Source organism: Pseudoduganella flava (genome assembly GCF_007830495.1).
GTDB classification, from domain to species: domain Bacteria; phylum Pseudomonadota; class Gammaproteobacteria; order Burkholderiales; family Burkholderiaceae_D; genus Rugamonas; species Rugamonas flava.
In genome coordinates this window covers 138,518-152,994 of the sequence record NZ_VLKW01000010.1, presented here as the reverse complement: position 1 = coordinate 152,994, position 14,477 = coordinate 138,518, and the positions used below count along the sequence as shown (strand labels likewise).

The 14,477-nt window shown below is 67.4% G+C and carries 12 protein-coding genes; 5 read left to right on the top strand and 7 right to left on the bottom strand.

All coding sequences use genetic code 11. From position 1 onward, the window contains the following. Positions 1-5 precede the first annotated feature (5 nt). From IP92_RS22770 to wrbA, 4 genes are read right to left on the bottom strand one after another with little or no spacing between them, the layout of a single operon-like run. Complete coding sequence (locus IP92_RS22770) at positions 6-425, bottom strand: DUF4124 domain-containing protein (RefSeq protein ID WP_145879517.1); 420 nt, start codon at positions 423-425, stop codon at positions 6-8. Beyond that, the gene (locus tag IP92_RS22765) at positions 422-1,876 is read right to left on the bottom strand and encodes an FAD-binding oxidoreductase (RefSeq protein ID WP_229418927.1); all 1,455 of its coding nucleotides are present in this window, start codon (positions 1,874-1,876) and stop codon (positions 422-424) included. Before IP92_RS22765 ends, IP92_RS22770 begins: the two co-directional genes overlap by 4 nt. Beyond that, positions 1,863-2,270: a DUF2069 domain-containing protein gene (locus tag IP92_RS22760; protein ID WP_145879515.1), complete on the bottom strand. Its 408-nt coding sequence runs from the start codon at positions 2,268-2,270 to the stop codon at positions 1,863-1,865. Before IP92_RS22760 ends, IP92_RS22765 begins: the two co-directional genes overlap by 14 nt. Further along, positions 2,270-2,878, bottom strand: a complete 609-nt coding sequence (wrbA, locus tag IP92_RS22755) for an NAD(P)H:quinone oxidoreductase (protein ID WP_145879513.1) — start codon at positions 2,876-2,878, stop codon at positions 2,270-2,272. The genes IP92_RS22760 and wrbA overlap by 1 nt, the downstream gene beginning before the upstream one ends. A gap of 66 nt (positions 2,879-2,944) precedes the next feature. Here wrbA and IP92_RS22750 point away from each other — a divergent pair, with 66 nt between their 5' ends. Together IP92_RS22750 and IP92_RS22745 are read left to right on the top strand one after the other, a co-directional pair. Further along, positions 2,945-4,315 carry a YihY family inner membrane protein gene (locus IP92_RS22750; RefSeq protein ID WP_229418936.1) on the top strand — a complete coding sequence of 457 codons (1,371 nt, stop codon included), beginning with the start codon at positions 2,945-2,947 and terminating at the stop codon, positions 4,313-4,315. A gap of 112 nt (positions 4,316-4,427) precedes the next feature. After that, complete coding sequence (locus IP92_RS22745; protein WP_145879507.1) at positions 4,428-4,883, top strand: CBS domain-containing protein; 456 nt, start codon at positions 4,428-4,430, stop codon at positions 4,881-4,883. 58 nt (positions 4,884-4,941) lie between these two features. Here the strand turns inward: IP92_RS22745 and IP92_RS22740 are convergent, their stop codons facing one another. Then, the gene (locus tag IP92_RS22740) at positions 4,942-7,173 is read right to left on the bottom strand and encodes a putative bifunctional diguanylate cyclase/phosphodiesterase (RefSeq protein WP_145879505.1); all 2,232 of its coding nucleotides are present in this window, start codon (positions 7,171-7,173) and stop codon (positions 4,942-4,944) included. Between the two features lie 227 nt (positions 7,174-7,400). Between IP92_RS22740 and aroC the strand changes: the two genes are divergently transcribed. Then, positions 7,401-8,504 (top strand): chorismate synthase, encoded by a 1,104-nt coding sequence (gene aroC, locus IP92_RS22735; RefSeq protein WP_145879503.1) that lies wholly within the window; start codon positions 7,401-7,403, stop codon positions 8,502-8,504. Between the two features lie 45 nt (positions 8,505-8,549). Here the strand turns inward: aroC and IP92_RS22730 are convergent, their stop codons facing one another. Both IP92_RS22730 and IP92_RS22725 read right to left on the bottom strand, forming a co-directional pair. After that, positions 8,550-10,043 (bottom strand): HDOD domain-containing protein, encoded by a 1,494-nt coding sequence (locus IP92_RS22730; protein WP_145879502.1) that lies wholly within the window; start codon positions 10,041-10,043, stop codon positions 8,550-8,552. Further along, complete coding sequence (locus tag IP92_RS22725; RefSeq protein ID WP_229418926.1) at positions 10,040-11,728, bottom strand: putative bifunctional diguanylate cyclase/phosphodiesterase; 1,689 nt, start codon at positions 11,726-11,728, stop codon at positions 10,040-10,042. The genes IP92_RS22730 and IP92_RS22725 overlap by 4 nt, the downstream gene beginning before the upstream one ends. 333 nt (positions 11,729-12,061) lie before the next feature. Here IP92_RS22725 and IP92_RS22720 point away from each other — a divergent pair, with 333 nt between their 5' ends. Both IP92_RS22720 and upp read left to right on the top strand, forming a co-directional pair. Continuing rightward, positions 12,062-13,744, top strand: a complete 1,683-nt coding sequence (locus tag IP92_RS22720) for an isovaleryl-CoA dehydrogenase (RefSeq protein WP_145879498.1) — start codon at positions 12,062-12,064, stop codon at positions 13,742-13,744. A gap of 81 nt (positions 13,745-13,825) precedes the next feature. Then, complete coding sequence (gene upp / locus IP92_RS22715) at positions 13,826-14,476, top strand: uracil phosphoribosyltransferase (protein ID WP_145879496.1); 651 nt, start codon at positions 13,826-13,828, stop codon at positions 14,474-14,476. The last annotated feature ends 1 nt before the right edge of the window (position 14,477 follow it).

The window sequence follows — 14,477 nt, the reverse complement described above, 5'->3', positions numbered from 1 at the left end:
TGGCCTCACTTGCACGCGGCCGCGTAACGTTCGGCGGCGCGGCGGGCTTTCAGCCGTGCCGCTTCTTCCGCCTGCGGGTCGGCGCGGCGGGCGTCTTCCTCGGCCCACTTGCGCGCAAGCTGCAGCTGTTCGCATTTTTCGCGGCGCCGCAGGGCCTGCCGGCCGGCCTGCGCTTCTTCCCTCGCTTGCACGGCCTCGCGGGCGTGCCGTTCCTTTTCAAGCACCTTCGACTCGCGCCGCAGCCGCTCCAGCTCCCGGGGGGCATCCGGCGCGGCGCTCGGCGCAGGCACGTCCAGCGTGCTCTGGGCACCGCCGGCGCACGGGGCTTCGCTGTACGTCACCTTGCCGTCGCGCGTGCATTTGTACACCTGGCCGTAGGCAGGCAGTGCCAGCACCAGCATCAAGGTCAGCGAAAAGCGCGTCACAGGATCTTCCCCGGGTTCATGATGTTGTGCGGGTCCAGCGCCGCCTTCACCGCGCGCATCAGGTTCAGTTCCACGGGCGACTTGTAGCGCGCCAGTTCGTCGCGTTTCAACGCGCCGATGCCGTGTTCGGCCGAGATCGAGCCGCCGTATGCGACAACCGTGTCGTGCACGAGCCGGTTGACGTTGGCCTGGTTGGCGAGGAAGGCCTCGTGGCCGATGCCGTGCGGCGGTGCGACGTTGAAGTGCAGGTTGCCGTCGCCCAGGTGGCCGAAGCACACGAGGCGGCAGCCGGGGAAAGCCTGTTGCAGCAACGGTTCCGTATGCGCGATGAAGCTGGCGATCGTCGATACGGGCAGCGAGATGTCGTGCTTGATGTTCTTGCCGTCCGCCGCCTGGGCCAGCGGGATGTGCTCGCGCAAGGCCCACAGCCCCCGCGACTGCGCGACGGACGTGGCGACGACGGCGTCCACGACGATGCCCGCATCGATGGCCGCGGCGATGGTCCCTTCCAGCAGCGCCACGCCGTGCGCCTCGCTTTCATTGCTGGAGATTTCCAGCAGCGCATACTGCGGATGGGTCGTCGCGAAAGGGCGCGGCAGTTGCGGGAAGTGCGTGGCGACGAGCTCCAGGCAGTATTCCGAAATCAGTTCGAAGCCCGTCAGGCTGGCGCCCGCGCGGTCCTGTGCCAACGATAGCAGCTGCAGCGCGTGAGCGGGCGAGGGCAGGGCGGCCAGCGCCGTGATCGACGCTTTCGGCAGCGGATACAGCTTCATTACGGCACCGGTGATGATGCCGAGCGTGCCTTCGGCGCCGATGTACAGGTCGCGCAGGTCGTATCCCGTGTTGTCCTTGCGCAGGCCGCGCAGGCCGGACCACAGCTCGCCCTGCGCCGTCACCACTTCCAGGCCCAGGCACAGCTCGCGCGTATTGCCATAGCGGAGCACCGCCGTGCCGCCCGCATTCGTCGACAGGTTGCCGCCGATCGTGCAACTGCCTTCGGCCGCCAGCGACAGCGGGAACAGGCAGCCCGCGTCGAGTGCGGCCTGCTGCACGTGCTGCAGCACGGCGCCCGCATCGACGGTGATCGTGCGGTTCACGGCATCGATGGCGCGGATGCGGTTCAGGCGGGTCAGCGACAGCACGACGGCCGTGCCGCCGGCATCAGGCACGCTGCCCAGTACGAGGCCCGTGTTGCCGCCTTGCGGCACGATGGGCACGCGGGCATCGGCACAGGCTCGCACCAGTTGTGCGACTTCGTCGACGGAGCCGGGGCGCAGCACGGCGCGCGCGGCGCCCGTGAAGCGGCCGCGCCAGTCGCGCAGGAACGGCGCCATGTCGCCGGGGGTGTCCAGCACGAAACCGGCGCCGACGATGGCGCGGCACCGGTCGAGGAAGGCATCCACACTCATCGCGTCATTGGTGACTTCATTGATGACGTCATTGTTGACCATTGCGGCTGCGCGCGACCTTGTCCAGCAGCTGGCGCGCGGCCAGCTTGGCCGCCTTCTTGTACGGGTGGACGTACATCAGCGCGCAGGCGAAGAACACGGCGACCAGCGCCGCCTCGCCCCAGCCGAGCCACGGCATTGTGCGGTCGCTCCAGCCGCGCACCACGCCTTCCGTGAAGTAGGCAAGGATCATCATCGATGACCATTGCAGCGTGTACAGGTCGCGTTTCAGCACGCCGACCAGCGGGAACAGCAGCGGCGCGGCCTTCAGCGCGAGCCACGAGCCGCCCGGGTGCAGCGGCGCGAGCACCAGTTCCCACAGCAGGCACCAGACGATCAGCGCGGCCACGCTGGCCAGCGCGCCCCACCAGGCCACCTTGTGCGAAAGGCTCGTCATCAGCGGCTCCGCAGCCGCACGGCCGTCTCGGCGAGGCGCTTGCCCAGCGCGACGGCCAGGCGTTTTTCCTCGTCCGTCACGGGCTTCTTGCCTTCCAGGCCGGCCCAGTGGCTGGCGCCATACGGCGTGCCGCCGGAGGACGTCGTCATCAGGTCCGGGTGCGTGTACGGCAGGCCGAGCACCATCAGGCCGTGGTGCAGCAGCGGGATCATCATCGACAGCAGCGTGGATTCCTGGCCGCCGTGCAGGCTGCCGGTGGACGTGAATACGCAGGCGGGCTTGCCGGCCAGCGTGCCGGCCAGCCACTGGCTCGACGTGCCATCCCAGAAGTACTTCATCGCCGCGGCCATATTGCCGTAGCGGGTCGGCGAACCGACCGCGATGCCGGCGCAATCCTCCAGGTCGGCCAGTTCCACGTACGGCGCCCCATCGGCCGGTACGTCCGGTTCGGTGGCTTCGGTGACGGTGGAGACGGCGGGCACGGTACGCAGGCGGGCATCGCAGCCCGGTACGCTCTCGATGCCCTGGGCGATCAGCTCGGCCAGTTTGCGCGTGGAGCCATGCCGGGAGTAGTACAAAACAAGGATAATCAGATTGGACGCGTTCATCGTTGGTATTATAGAACGCTTTACAGAGCGGCCTCAGGGCCGCGGGGAAGCGTGCATTTGAAGTTCATCTCACCGTTATACACCTATGTGGCGAAGAGCTGCGGCGAAGGCATCGCCGAGCTGCGCGCGCTGTCGTGGAGCGAGATCCGCGACCTGTACCTGTTCGCGCGGCGCCGGCTGCGCGAGGAAAGCCTGCCGCAGGTCGCCGGCGGCCTCACGTTCACCACCGTGTTCGCGCTGGTGCCGGTGCTGACGATCGCGCTGGCCGTGTTCACCACGTTCCCGATGTTCAAGACGTTCCGCACGGCGCTGGAGGCGTACTTCATCCAGAGCGTGATGCCGAAGGCGATCTCGAACACGATCCTGTCGTACCTGACGACGTTCGCGGCCAGCGCCACGCGGCTTTCCGCCGTCGGCGCCGTGACGCTCGTGCTGACGTCGGTGGCGATGATGGGCATGATCGAGCGGGTCTTCAACCGCATCTGGCGGGTGCGCGCCGAGCGCCGCTGGACCCGCCGCATCCTCGTCTACTGGGCGCTGATCACGCTGGGGCCCCTGGTGATCGGGGTGTCGATCTCGCTGTCGACGCACCTGTTCTCGGCCACGTCGAACCTGGTGGGCAACGTGTTCGGCGCGCTGTTCTACGCGATCCTGTCGATCGTGCTGACGTCGGCCGGCTTCACGTTCCTGTATATCGCCGTGCCGAACAAGGTCGTCGACTGGCGCGATGCGCTGTCCGGCGGCGTGCTGGCCGGCCTCGCGTTCGAACTGGCCAAACGGGGCTTCGCCGTGTTCATCACGCAGTTCCCCACCTATTCGAAGATCTACGGCGCCCTGGCCGCGCTGCCGCTGTTCCTTCTGTGGGTGTACGTCTCGTGGCTGATCACGCTGCTGGGCGCCTTGCTGGCCGCGGCGCTGCCGATCGTCAAGTACGAGCGCTGGTGGTACGAACCCGTACCGGGCGGCGCGTTCGTCGACGCGCTGGCCGTGCTGAAGGTGCTGCACGGTGCCTGTCGCTACGGCGACACGGCGCTCGTGTCGGCGGCCGCGCTGCGGGCCCGCACGCGGCTGGGTTTCGCCGAGCTGGAGGACCTGCTAGAGCGCATGCAGGCGCCGGGCTGGGTGGGCAGGGTGCGCGGCGATCCCGCTCCGCGCGTGCAGTTCGGCAAGCACATCAGCGATACGGGCGACCACTGGGTGCTGCTGGCCAATGCCAGCAAGCTGACCCTGGCGGACGTCTACCGGCTGTTCGTGTTCGGCGGCATGCCCGTCAACGCGGGCGTGGCGCAGGAGTCGATGGACCCGCGCGATGTGCAGGCCCGGCGCGACGCGGCGCGGCTGGCGCGGCAGGTGGAGGAGGCCGTCGAGGCCGGCCTGGGCCTGAGCCTGGCGGACCATTTCGGCCCGGCGCCGGGGCGCACCGGTGTTGCGGACTGATCGGGCGCAACGCTGGATTTTTTACGGGGCATACGCTACATTGCCTCGGAAGGCTTAGAATAAAACAAACTTCATTCATAGCCGCGTCAGCGCGGCGGACAGGACGGCGACCATGAAAGTCTCAGAAATCCTTCAAGTCAAGGGCAACATCCTCTACACGATCACCCCGGACCAGCCGCTGGTGGAAGCGGCGAACACGATGGCCGAAAAGGACATCGGCTCGCTCGTCGTGATGGAGTATGGCGACCTGGTCGGCATGCTGACGTTCCGCGAAGTGCTCAAGGCGCTGCATGCGAACGAGGGCTCGGTCGGCGGCGGCACCGTGCGCAAGCACATGGACGACCACCCTATCACGGTGACGCCGGATACCGACGTCAACGAAGTGCGCCGCATCATGCTGGAAAAGCACGCGCGCTACCTGCCCGTGATGAACGCGAAGACGCTGCTCGGTGTGATCTCGTTCTACGACGTGGCGCGTGCCGTGCTGGAAGCGCAAAGCTTCGAGAACCGCATGCTGAAGGCCTACATCCGCGACTGGCCGGCCGAGCAGGACGAAGCCACCAGCTGAGCCGTAACACGGTAGACGCGCTGCCGCGTCACCGTTTGGTCCGCACGCAGGCGTCGGCCTAGGCGCGCGCCGCCTCGCCGGCCAGCCATGTGGACAGGTCGCCGGCCGCCATCGGCCGCGCGAACAGGAAGCCCTGCGCCAGCGGGCAGCCCAGGTGGTACAACACCTGCGCCTGGCGCTCGTCCTCGACCCCTTCCGCCACGATCGACAGGCCCAGGTTGCGGCCCAGCTGGATCACCATCTCGGCAATGCTGCTGCCGCGCGCGGAACCCGTGATTTCGGTGACGAACGCGCGGTCGATCTTCAGCCGGTCCACGCGCAGCCGCTGCAGGTGCGACAGCGACGAGAAGCCCGTGCCGAAGTCGTCGATCGCGATATGTACGCCCGTCTCCTTCACCTGCGCCAGCATCTCGACGAACGTATCCGGCTCGTCCATCGCCATCGATTCCGTGATTTCCAGCTCGATGTAGCGGGGCGGGGCACCCGTATCGGCCAGCGCGCGGCGCAGCATCTGCACGAATTGCGGGTGCCGGAACTGCACCTGCGACACGTTCACCGACATCGTGAAGTCCGTATGGCCGGCCGCGCGCAGCCGCACCAGCTCGGCGCAGGCCGTGCGCAATACCCATTCGCCGATGTGGATGATCAGCCCGGAATACTCGGCGATCGGAATGAAGCGGTCGGGCGACACGTTGACGCCGTCCGCCGTGCGCCAGCGCAGCAGCGCTTCCGCGCCGACAGGGCGGCGGGTGTGCAGGTCCATCTGCGGCTGATACGCGAGGTACAGTTCGTGGCGGTTGAACGCCGTGCGCAGCGCATGCATCATCCGCACCCGTTCGCGGATCTCCACGCCCATATTGCGCGTGAAGTAGAAGTGGCCGGCACGCTGCTGCGATTTGGCCCGCTTCAAGGCGATGTCGGCATCCTTCAACGCGTCCGTGCCGCTGCCGTCGTGCTCCGCCAGGCGCACCAGGCCCAGCGTCGCGGTGACCTGCACGGTCTGACCTTCGATGTCGAACGGTTGCTGGAACAGGCCGAGGATCGGCCCCGGCTGCACTTGCGCGGCACTGCCCAGCACGCAGAAGATGTCGCCGCCGATCCGCGCTACCGTCAGCTGCCCGCCCAGGCTGTGCCGGAGCCGGCGCGCCACGGCGGCCAGCAGCATGTCGCCGAACTCGTGGCCCAGCGCGTCGTTGGTCTCGGCGAAGTGGTCGAGGTCGACGAGGCACAGCGTGGCGTCGGCACGCGCCGGCCCGGCCAGCGTCGCGTCGAGGATCTCGATCAGGCGGGTGCGGTTCGGCAGCTTCGACAGCGTGTCGAAGAACGCCGCCTCGTGCAGATGCGACAGCAGCTCGACGTTGTCCAGCCCGACGGCCACGTTGGCCGCGTACACGTCCAGCAGGCGCTGCTCCAGTTCCGTGGGCAGCCGGGGCACGTCGATCAGCGCGCCGAATGTGCGGCACGACTTGCCGGCCAGGTACAGCGCCACGGCATGCTCGGCATACAGGTTGCGCCGCTCGGCCAGCGCCCGCGCCAGGAGTGGCGGCACGCCGCCGGCATCCAGGTCGCGGCCTTCGTATTCCTGCCAGGCGCCGATGGCGGCAAGCACGTGCTGCGCCGGCCCGTCGGTGCCCACGCACAGCAGGCCGGAAGGCTGCGCGCCCAGCAGCGCGGCGGCCTGCGCCAGTGCGCCGACGGCGAAATTGTGCACGCCGTGCAGCGCCATCAGCTCGGTGCTGGCGTGCACGATCCGGTCCAGCCCCTGGCGGCTCGCATTGATGCGGCGGATCTGTTCGTACGAGCGGATCGCGGCCGTCACCGTCGTGTACAGCTTGATCCGGGTCAGTTCGGACTTGGTCTTGTAGTCGTTGATGTCGAAGTCGCGGATCGCGTCGATCTCCGGCGCGTAGCCGGGCTGGCCGGTGCGCAGGATGATGCGCACGTCCGCCAGCTTCAGCGTTTCGCGGATGTGGCGCACGAGGCGCAGGCCGGCATCGTCCTGCTCCATCACGACGTCGAGCAGGATGACGGCGATCTCGCTTTCCCGCGCCAGCAGCGCGCGCGCTTCGGCGGCCGAGTAGGCGTGCAGGAATTCCAGCGGGCGGCCCTGCATGTCCAGGTTGCCCAGGGCGAATGTGGTGGTGGAATGCACATCCTCGTCGTCGTCGACGATCATCACGCGCCAGGGCCGGCGCGGCGCGCCGTGTTCCTGCACAGGGTCCTCTTCCAGGAAGACAAGGTCGTCCTGGTCCGCGGGGCCGGCGCCGAGAGGAGTGATCGATGGGGGCATGCGTCCTTCTCCAGAGTTGTCTAGTCGCGCGCGGCCAGTATATAGCGGAAAGGGCACGTGTCCGGCGCGTGACTAGCTCGATTATAGACCCGTCTATAAAGTTTCCAATTAGAAAATTTACTCGGTTGTCGCATGCAGGACGCATGGCGGGCCGTGCCGAGCGGCCGCGCTGGATAGGCCGATGGCCAAGTGGTAAAATTGCCAGTTATTCCAAGATTGAGATCATCATGTCCGGTAATTCCTTTGGCAAGCTGTTCACCGTTACGACTTTTGGCGAATCCCATGGACCTGCGATCGGCTGCGTGATCGACGGCTGCCCGCCGGGGCTGGCGCTGTCCGAGGCGGACATCCAGCCCGAGCTGGACCGCCGCAAGCCCGGCACGTCGCGCCACGTGACGCAACGCCAGGAGCCGGATGCGGTGCAGATCCTGTCGGGCGTCTACGAAGGCGTGACGACCGGCACGCCGATCGCGCTGCTGATCCGTAACGAAGACCAGCGCAGCAAGGATTACGGCAATATCGCCGACAGCTTCCGCCCCGGCCATGCCGACTACACGTACTGGCACAAATACGGCGTGCGCGACCCGCGCGGCGGCGGCCGCTCGTCGGCGCGGCTGACGGCGCCAGTCGTCGGCGCCGCGGCCATCGCGAAGAAATGGCTGAAGGCGCAGTACGGCACCGAGTTCTTCGGCTGCATGCGCCAGCTGGGCGACATCGAGGTGCCGTTCCAGGACTTCGCCCACGTGGCCGGCAACCCGTTCTTTGCCGCGACCAGCGACGCGGCCTTGATCGCGCGGATGGAAACCTATATGGACGAGCTGCGCAAGGCCGGCGACTCGATCGGCGCGCGCATCGACGTCGTCGCGAAGAACGTGCCGGTGGGCCTGGGCCAGCCGATCTACGACAAGCTCGATGCCGACATCGCCTACGCAATGATGGGCATCAACGCCGTGAAGGGCATCGAGATCGGCGCCGGCTTCGACTCCGTCGCGCAGCGCGGCTCCGAGCATGGCGACGAGCTGACGCCTCAAGGCTTCGTCGGCAACCACGCCGGCGGCATCCTGGGCGGCATCTCGACGGGGCAGGACATCACGGTATCGATCGCGATCAAGCCGACATCGTCGATCCGTACGCCGCGCCGCTCGATCGACAAGGCCGGCAACCCCGTCACGGTGGAGACGTTCGGCCGCCACGATCCGTGCGTCGGCATTCGCGCCACGCCGATCGCCGAGGCGATGCTGGCGCTGGTGCTGATGGATCACGCGCTGATGCATCGCGCCCAGTGCGGCGACGTGCACGTGCAGACGCCGGACATCGCGCGGGCTGGCTGAGGGGAATGCCGCCGGGGTTGACCCGGCGGTACCGCAAGATGCCGCTCAAGCAGCGCGGCTGCTGAGCATTTCGTGCTGGTGGCGGCGCTCGACGGACTTGACGACGAGCGCGCGCATATCGTTGAGCAGTGCGAATTCCGTCTGCGACAGCTGGATCGGCGGGAACGTCTCGTCCCAGTCGCCGTACAGGAAACCGGCCGGCTGGCCGTTGGCGGACAGCGGCAGGATCACGAAGCTGCGCGCCTCGGCCAAGGTCGACTTCCACCAGTGCGGCAGCTTGGCCGCGAACTTCGGATCGCGCGCATTCTCGATGAAGATCACGCGGTCGCTGTTCAACGCCGCGTGGAACACGTTCGGCTCGTAGCTGTCCTCGAACGCCATATTGGCCAGGTGTTCCTTCATCGCGTCGCCAAAGCACATCCGCGCCGAATAACGGTTTTCGCGGCGGTTGCGCACGAACGCGACGGCGCGCGAGAAGTCCAGGCCCTTGTACACGGTCTCCAGCGCCATCGACACCATCTGCCCCGGGCTCGCGGTATCGAGCACGTCGCGCATGTCGGCCAGGCCGCTTTGCAGGATCTTGTTGCCGGCCGCACGCTGGCGCGTCTTCGCCAGCGCCTTGGCGCGGCGCTCGGCGGGTTTTGACAGCGGCGCGATCGTCAGTTCTTCCAGCGCCGCTTCCTTCGCGTGTTCGATGGCCGCGTCGATGCGCGCCAAGTCCAGCCCCAGCATCGGCGCGTACGCGGCCGCCACATTGCGTACCTCGGCGGTGCCGGCTTCGTTGTCGTGCCACAGCGCGGCGGCGCAGCGGCGCGCCAGGGTTGAAATCGTCGCGACCCAGTCGGTGGCGCCCAGCGGTGAGCCGGGTTCGGCCGGTTCGACGGTGCGCATGCCGGAAACCAGGTTCCTCGGCAAGCCCCAGCGCTGCGCGGTGGCGATGCCGACGTCGGCCAGCGACAGGCCCAGCACGGCAATGGCCGCCTCGTCCTCGTTGCCGGTACCGGCCTGCTGCCGCAGCCTGGTCCACAGTTCGGGCATGTAGAACGTGATCATCATGCGGCCCAGCGTGTGCAGCATCGAGCAGACCACGGCTTCTTCCGTCTGCGGGCTGCGCGCGGCGCCGGCGATTTCGCGGGCGATCAGGCCGGCCAGCACGGCCTTCTCCATTTCGATGTGCGCCTGCGTCGAATCGGGTGACGCGGCGGCCAGTTCCTCGACGAGCTTCAGGCCCAGCGCGAGGTGGCCGATCGCCTCGGTACCCAGCACCAGCACGGCCTTGGTGACCGTGTTGACGTGCTGGCCGAACGCGGAATACATGCTGCTGTTCGCCAGGCGCAGCACCTTGTTCGTCAGCACAGGGTCGGACAGCACCGTCTCCGTCATGCTGAACTGGCCGTCCTCTTCGCCGCGCATCGCGCCCAGCACGGCCGAGATGGCCTTGGCGAAGGCCGGCATGTCGCCCTGGCGGCGGGTGCGTTCCCACAGCAGCGCGAGGGTCTGGTTGCCGAGGACCGTGGCGGCGTTGAAGGACTCGATCATGGCATCGCCCGCAATGCTGGATGCGGCGCGGCGTCCGCCGGCATCAGGTCGGCATAGTGACGCTCGGTCAGCGCCGTGATCGCGACGTTGGCCGCCATCGGCTTGCCGGTCAGGTAGCCTTGCACGTACTGGCAACCGCGCTCGCTCATGTAGGCGAACTGCTCCTCCGTCTCGACGCCTTCGGCGACGACGGACAGCGACAGGTGCCGCGCCAGGTCCAGCACCGCGTTACAGATCGCGCCATCCTTCTGCGAACCGGGCAGGTCGCGGATGAATGCGCGGTCGATCTTCAGCACCGAGATCGGGAAGCGCTTCAGGTAGGCGAGCGACGAGTAGCCAGTGCCGAAATCGTCGATCGCGATGCGGGCGTGGCGCTCGGCCATCTTGGCGAGAATCGTTTCGGCGTGGGCGGGATCGATCATCAGGGTACCCTCCGTGATCTCCAGCACGAGCTGCGCGCCGGAGATGCCGGAAAAGGCGATGGCGTCGTCGAGCACTTCAAGGAATTTATCGTTGCGAAATTGGCGGGGGCTGATATTAACAGAGATGTACAGCGGCCGCCGGGCCGCCTCCTCGAACTGCTTGAGCTGCACGCAGGCCGCCTTCAGCGCCCACGCGCCCAGCAGGTTGATCAACCCATTGGTTTCGGCGATCGGAATGAAGCGCGCCGGCGAGACCATGCCGAGCGTCGGGTGCTTCCACCGCATCAGCGTCTCGAAACCTTCGATCTCGCGCGTCTTCGCGTCGACGATCGGCTGGTAATACAGCACGAACTCGCCTTCGCGCACGGCCTGGAACATCGCCGCTTCCAGCGAGATGTCGTGCTCCGTCGGGCTGTTGTGGCGCGGGCTGTAGACGACGCAGCGGGCCTTGCCCGTTTCCTTCGCGCGCGACAGCGCGGCGTCGGCCAGCGCCACCAGCCGGACTTCGTCTTCCGCGTGCTGGGGATAGACGGCGACGCCGATCGAGGCGCCCACGTAGATCGTGTGGCCGGCCACTTCGAACGGCGACTGCACCGTGGCCAGCAGCCGGCCCGTGACGAGGCGGATCTGCTGCTCGTTGAAGGTCCCCGGCAGCACCGCGACGAATTCGTCGCCACCCACGCGTGCCAGCGTGTCGCTGTCGCGCAGCGTGCGGCGCAGCCGCTGCGCGGCCATTTTCAGCACGGCGTCGCCGACCGGGTGGCCCAGGCCGTCGTTGACTTTCTTGAAGCCGTCCAGGCCGACCGTCGCGACTGCGAAGCCCTGGCCGGAGCGGCGCGCCTGCGCGATCGTCATGCGGATGCGGTCGGACAGCAGCAGGCGGTTCGGCAATTCGGTCAGCGCGTCGTGCGTCGCCATGTGGCGCAGCCGCTCCTCGGTGGCTTGCTGGACCGAGAGGTCGCGGCCGACGACGAGCACCTCGGCGGCGCCTGCATCGTTCGCATAGGTCGACAGGCGCAACTCGAACCACACTTCCGTATCGCCTGACGGGATGCGCACGTCGACCCGGCCGGCGCCGCTCCTGGCCACGTCGGCCAGCGCCGTGCGCAGCGGCGTCTGGTCCAGGTCGGAAACATAGGCCGGCAGCGGCTGGCCGGCCAGCGGCGCGGCGGCGCCGATCAGCGCGGTGGCGCGGCGGCTGGCGAACAGGATCTGGCCCAGCAGATTCAGCCGGAACACGATGTCGCCTGCTTCCTCGAGCATGGCGTCGACAGCGTGCCGGTGGGACTCCGGCGCAGGAAGAGTGGAACTGGAAAGCATCGTAATGCCTGGGTTTTCTGGTATTTCTTGCAAAGAGAATGACTCTCGTTCATGCCAGCAACAAATGTATCACTTCGCGGACATTAATTACATGAAAAAAGGCAATATTCGTGCATGTCGCAAGGAAATATGTTGCCTTGCACTCGTAAAAGGTGTTCTTCGAAAACTATTTTGCTTGAATGTCAGCAGAGCCGGTCCTCGCTTGCCTCGCCCCGGCCTTTCCGCTAGGCTGGGTGCAAAACAGACAATATCGGCTGGGGCCCAACGGAGACGACAATGCATCCATTCGACACGCATGAGGTGTTCAATCAGCCGCCGCGCTTTGCCGACGTCAATCTGTTTGCCTGCGATCCGGCGCTGCGCGAGGCGGTGGAGCGGGAAGGCGGCGCCGATGCCTGCGCCGGGCTGCTGGAACTGGGCGCCCGGCTGGGCAAGGCCGAGACGCTGGACCTGGCGCGCGTGGCCAACCGCAACAGCCCCGTGCTGAACAACTTCGACCGGGACGGGCGCCGCATCGACGAGGTGGAATTTCATCCGGCGTGGCATGCGTTGATGGCGCTGCTGATCGGCGCCGGCGCGCACTCGTCGCCATGGCGCGGCGACGAGCCGGCGGGCCAGGTGCTGCGGGCCGCCCGCTACATCCTGTTCGGCCAGGTCGAGAACGGCTCCCAATGCCCCGTGACGATGACCTACGCCAGCGTGCCGGCGCTGCGCCAGTCGCCGAAGCTGGCCGCGAAGTGGCTGCCGAAGATCCTGTCGCGCACCTATGACCCGCGGCCGCTGCCGATCGAGCGCAAGGACGGCGCGCTGATCGGCATGGGCATGACGGAGAAGCAGGGCGGCTCGGACGTGCGCAGCAACACGACCCGCGCCAATCCGGTTGCGCCGACCGAGGCCAGAACCGTGTTCGGCGACGATGGCGACGACGTCTGGCGCATCGTCGGCCACAAATGGTTCTTCTCGGCGCCGCAGGCCGATGCCCACCTCGTGCTGGCGCAGACGGACGAGGCGGGCTCCGCCGGCCTGTCGTGCTTCCTCGTGCCCCGCTTCCTGCCGGACGGCAGCCGCAACCAGGTGCGCGTGCAGCGGCTGAAGGATAAGCTGGGCAACCGCTCGAATGCGTCGTCCGAGGTGGAATTCACGGGCGCCTACGGCCACCTGCTCGGCAAGCCGGGGCGCGGCATCCCGACCATCCTGGAAATGGGCAGCCACACCCGGCTCGACTGCGTGCTGGGCACGACGGGCACCTTGCGCGCGGCGCTGACCCATGCGCTGCACCACGCGCGGCACCGTCATGCGTTCGGCCGCCCGCTGGCCGAGCAGCCGCTGATGATGAACGTGCTGGCCGACCTCGCGCTGGAATCGGAAGCGGCGACGGCATTCGCGCTGCGCCTCGCGCGTTGCTACGACCGCAGCGACGATCCCGCCGAGGCGGCGCTGGCGCGCATCCTGACACCGGCCGGCAAGTACTGGATCTGCAAGCGCGGCCCGGCCTTCGGCGCCGAGGCGATGGAGGTGCTGGGTGGCGGCGGCTATGTGGAGGAGGGCGAGCTGGCGCGCCTGTATCGCGAGCTGCCCGTCAACTCGATCTGGGAAGGTTCCGGCAACGTGATGTGCCTGGACCTGCTGCGGGCGCTGGCGAAGTCGCCGGCCGCCGGCGAGGCGCTGCTGGCGGAGCTGGCGATCGCCGGCACCGCGAACGCCGATTACGCGCGCTTTACGGCGGACTTGAAGCGCGACCTGGCGCAGGCGCAGGGCGATGAATTCGGCGCCCGCGTGCTGGCCGAGCGCATCGTGCTGGCCGTGCAGGCGGGCCTGCTGCTGCGGCATGCGCCGGCTTACGTGGCGTCCGCGTTCGTCGCGTCGCGGCTGGCCCGCGAACCCGGCGGAGCATACGGCCGGCTGCCTGCGGGCACGGATTGCGCGGCGATCCTGGCCCGCGCGCTGGTCACCGCGTGAGCTTTTTTACAGTGGCGCCATGGACAGGGCGTGGCGCGGGCTGGGATAATGCGGTGATACTGTGTCCGTACCTTGGAAAAAATGAAACAAGATCCGCGCTTCCCAAACCTCTTCATCACCGATCACCCGCTGATCCAGCACAAGCTTTCGCACATGCGCGACAAGGCGACGTCCACGCGCACGTTCCGTGAGCTGCTGAAGGAAATTACCTTGCTGATGGGGTATGAGATCACCCGCGACCTGCCGCTGACCACGCGCGAGATCGAAACGCCGCTGATGACGATCGACGCACCGGTGATCGCCGGGAAGAAGCTGGCCGTCGTGCCGATCCTGCGCGCCGGCATCGGCATGAGCGACGGGTTGCTGAACCTGGTGCCGTCGGCCCGCGTCGGCCATATCGGCGTGTTCCGCGATCCGGACACGCACCAGCCCGTCGAATACCTCGTCCGCCTGCCGGACCTGGTCGACCGCACGTTCATCCTGTGCGATCCGATGGTCGCAACGGGCAATTCGGCCGTCCATGCCGTCGACGTGCTGAAGAATCGCGGCGTCACGGACGAACAGATCATCTTCCTCGCGCTGGTGGCCGCGCCGGAAGGCATCGAAGTGTTCCAGAAGGCGCATCCGAACGTGAAGATCTATTGCGCTTCGCTCGATTCGCACCTGAACGAGCACGCCTACATCATGCCGGGCCTGGGCGACGCCGGCGACCGCATCTTCGGCACCAAGTAAC

What these genes read in the sequence shown, in the direction of transcription:
- IP92_RS22765 (WP_229418927.1), bottom strand. Translation starts at nt 1,876, where the DNA reads ATGGTCAACAATGACGTCATCAATGAAGTCACCAATGACGCGATGAGT.
- IP92_RS22760 (WP_145879515.1), bottom strand. Translation starts at nt 2,270, where the DNA reads ATGACGAGCCTTTCGCACAAGGTGGCCTGGTGGGGCGCGCTGGCCAGC.
- wrbA (WP_145879513.1), bottom strand. Translation starts at nt 2,878, where the DNA reads ATGAACGCGTCCAATCTGATTATCCTTGTTTTGTACTACTCCCGGCAT.
- IP92_RS22745 (WP_145879507.1), top strand. Translation starts at nt 4,428, where the DNA reads ATGAAAGTCTCAGAAATCCTTCAAGTCAAGGGCAACATCCTCTACACG.
- IP92_RS22740 (WP_145879505.1), bottom strand. Translation starts at nt 7,173, where the DNA reads ATGCCCCCATCGATCACTCCTCTCGGCGCCGGCCCCGCGGACCAGGAC.
- aroC (WP_145879503.1), top strand. Translation starts at nt 7,401, where the DNA reads ATGTCCGGTAATTCCTTTGGCAAGCTGTTCACCGTTACGACTTTTGGC.
- IP92_RS22730 (WP_145879502.1), bottom strand. Translation starts at nt 10,043, where the DNA reads ATGATCGAGTCCTTCAACGCCGCCACGGTCCTCGGCAACCAGACCCTC.
- IP92_RS22725 (WP_229418926.1), bottom strand. Translation starts at nt 11,728, where the DNA reads ATGCTCGAGGAAGCAGGCGACATCGTGTTCCGGCTGAATCTGCTGGGC.
- IP92_RS22720 (WP_145879498.1), top strand. Translation starts at nt 12,062, where the DNA reads ATGCATCCATTCGACACGCATGAGGTGTTCAATCAGCCGCCGCGCTTT.
- upp (WP_145879496.1), top strand. Translation starts at nt 13,826, where the DNA reads ATGAAACAAGATCCGCGCTTCCCAAACCTCTTCATCACCGATCACCCG.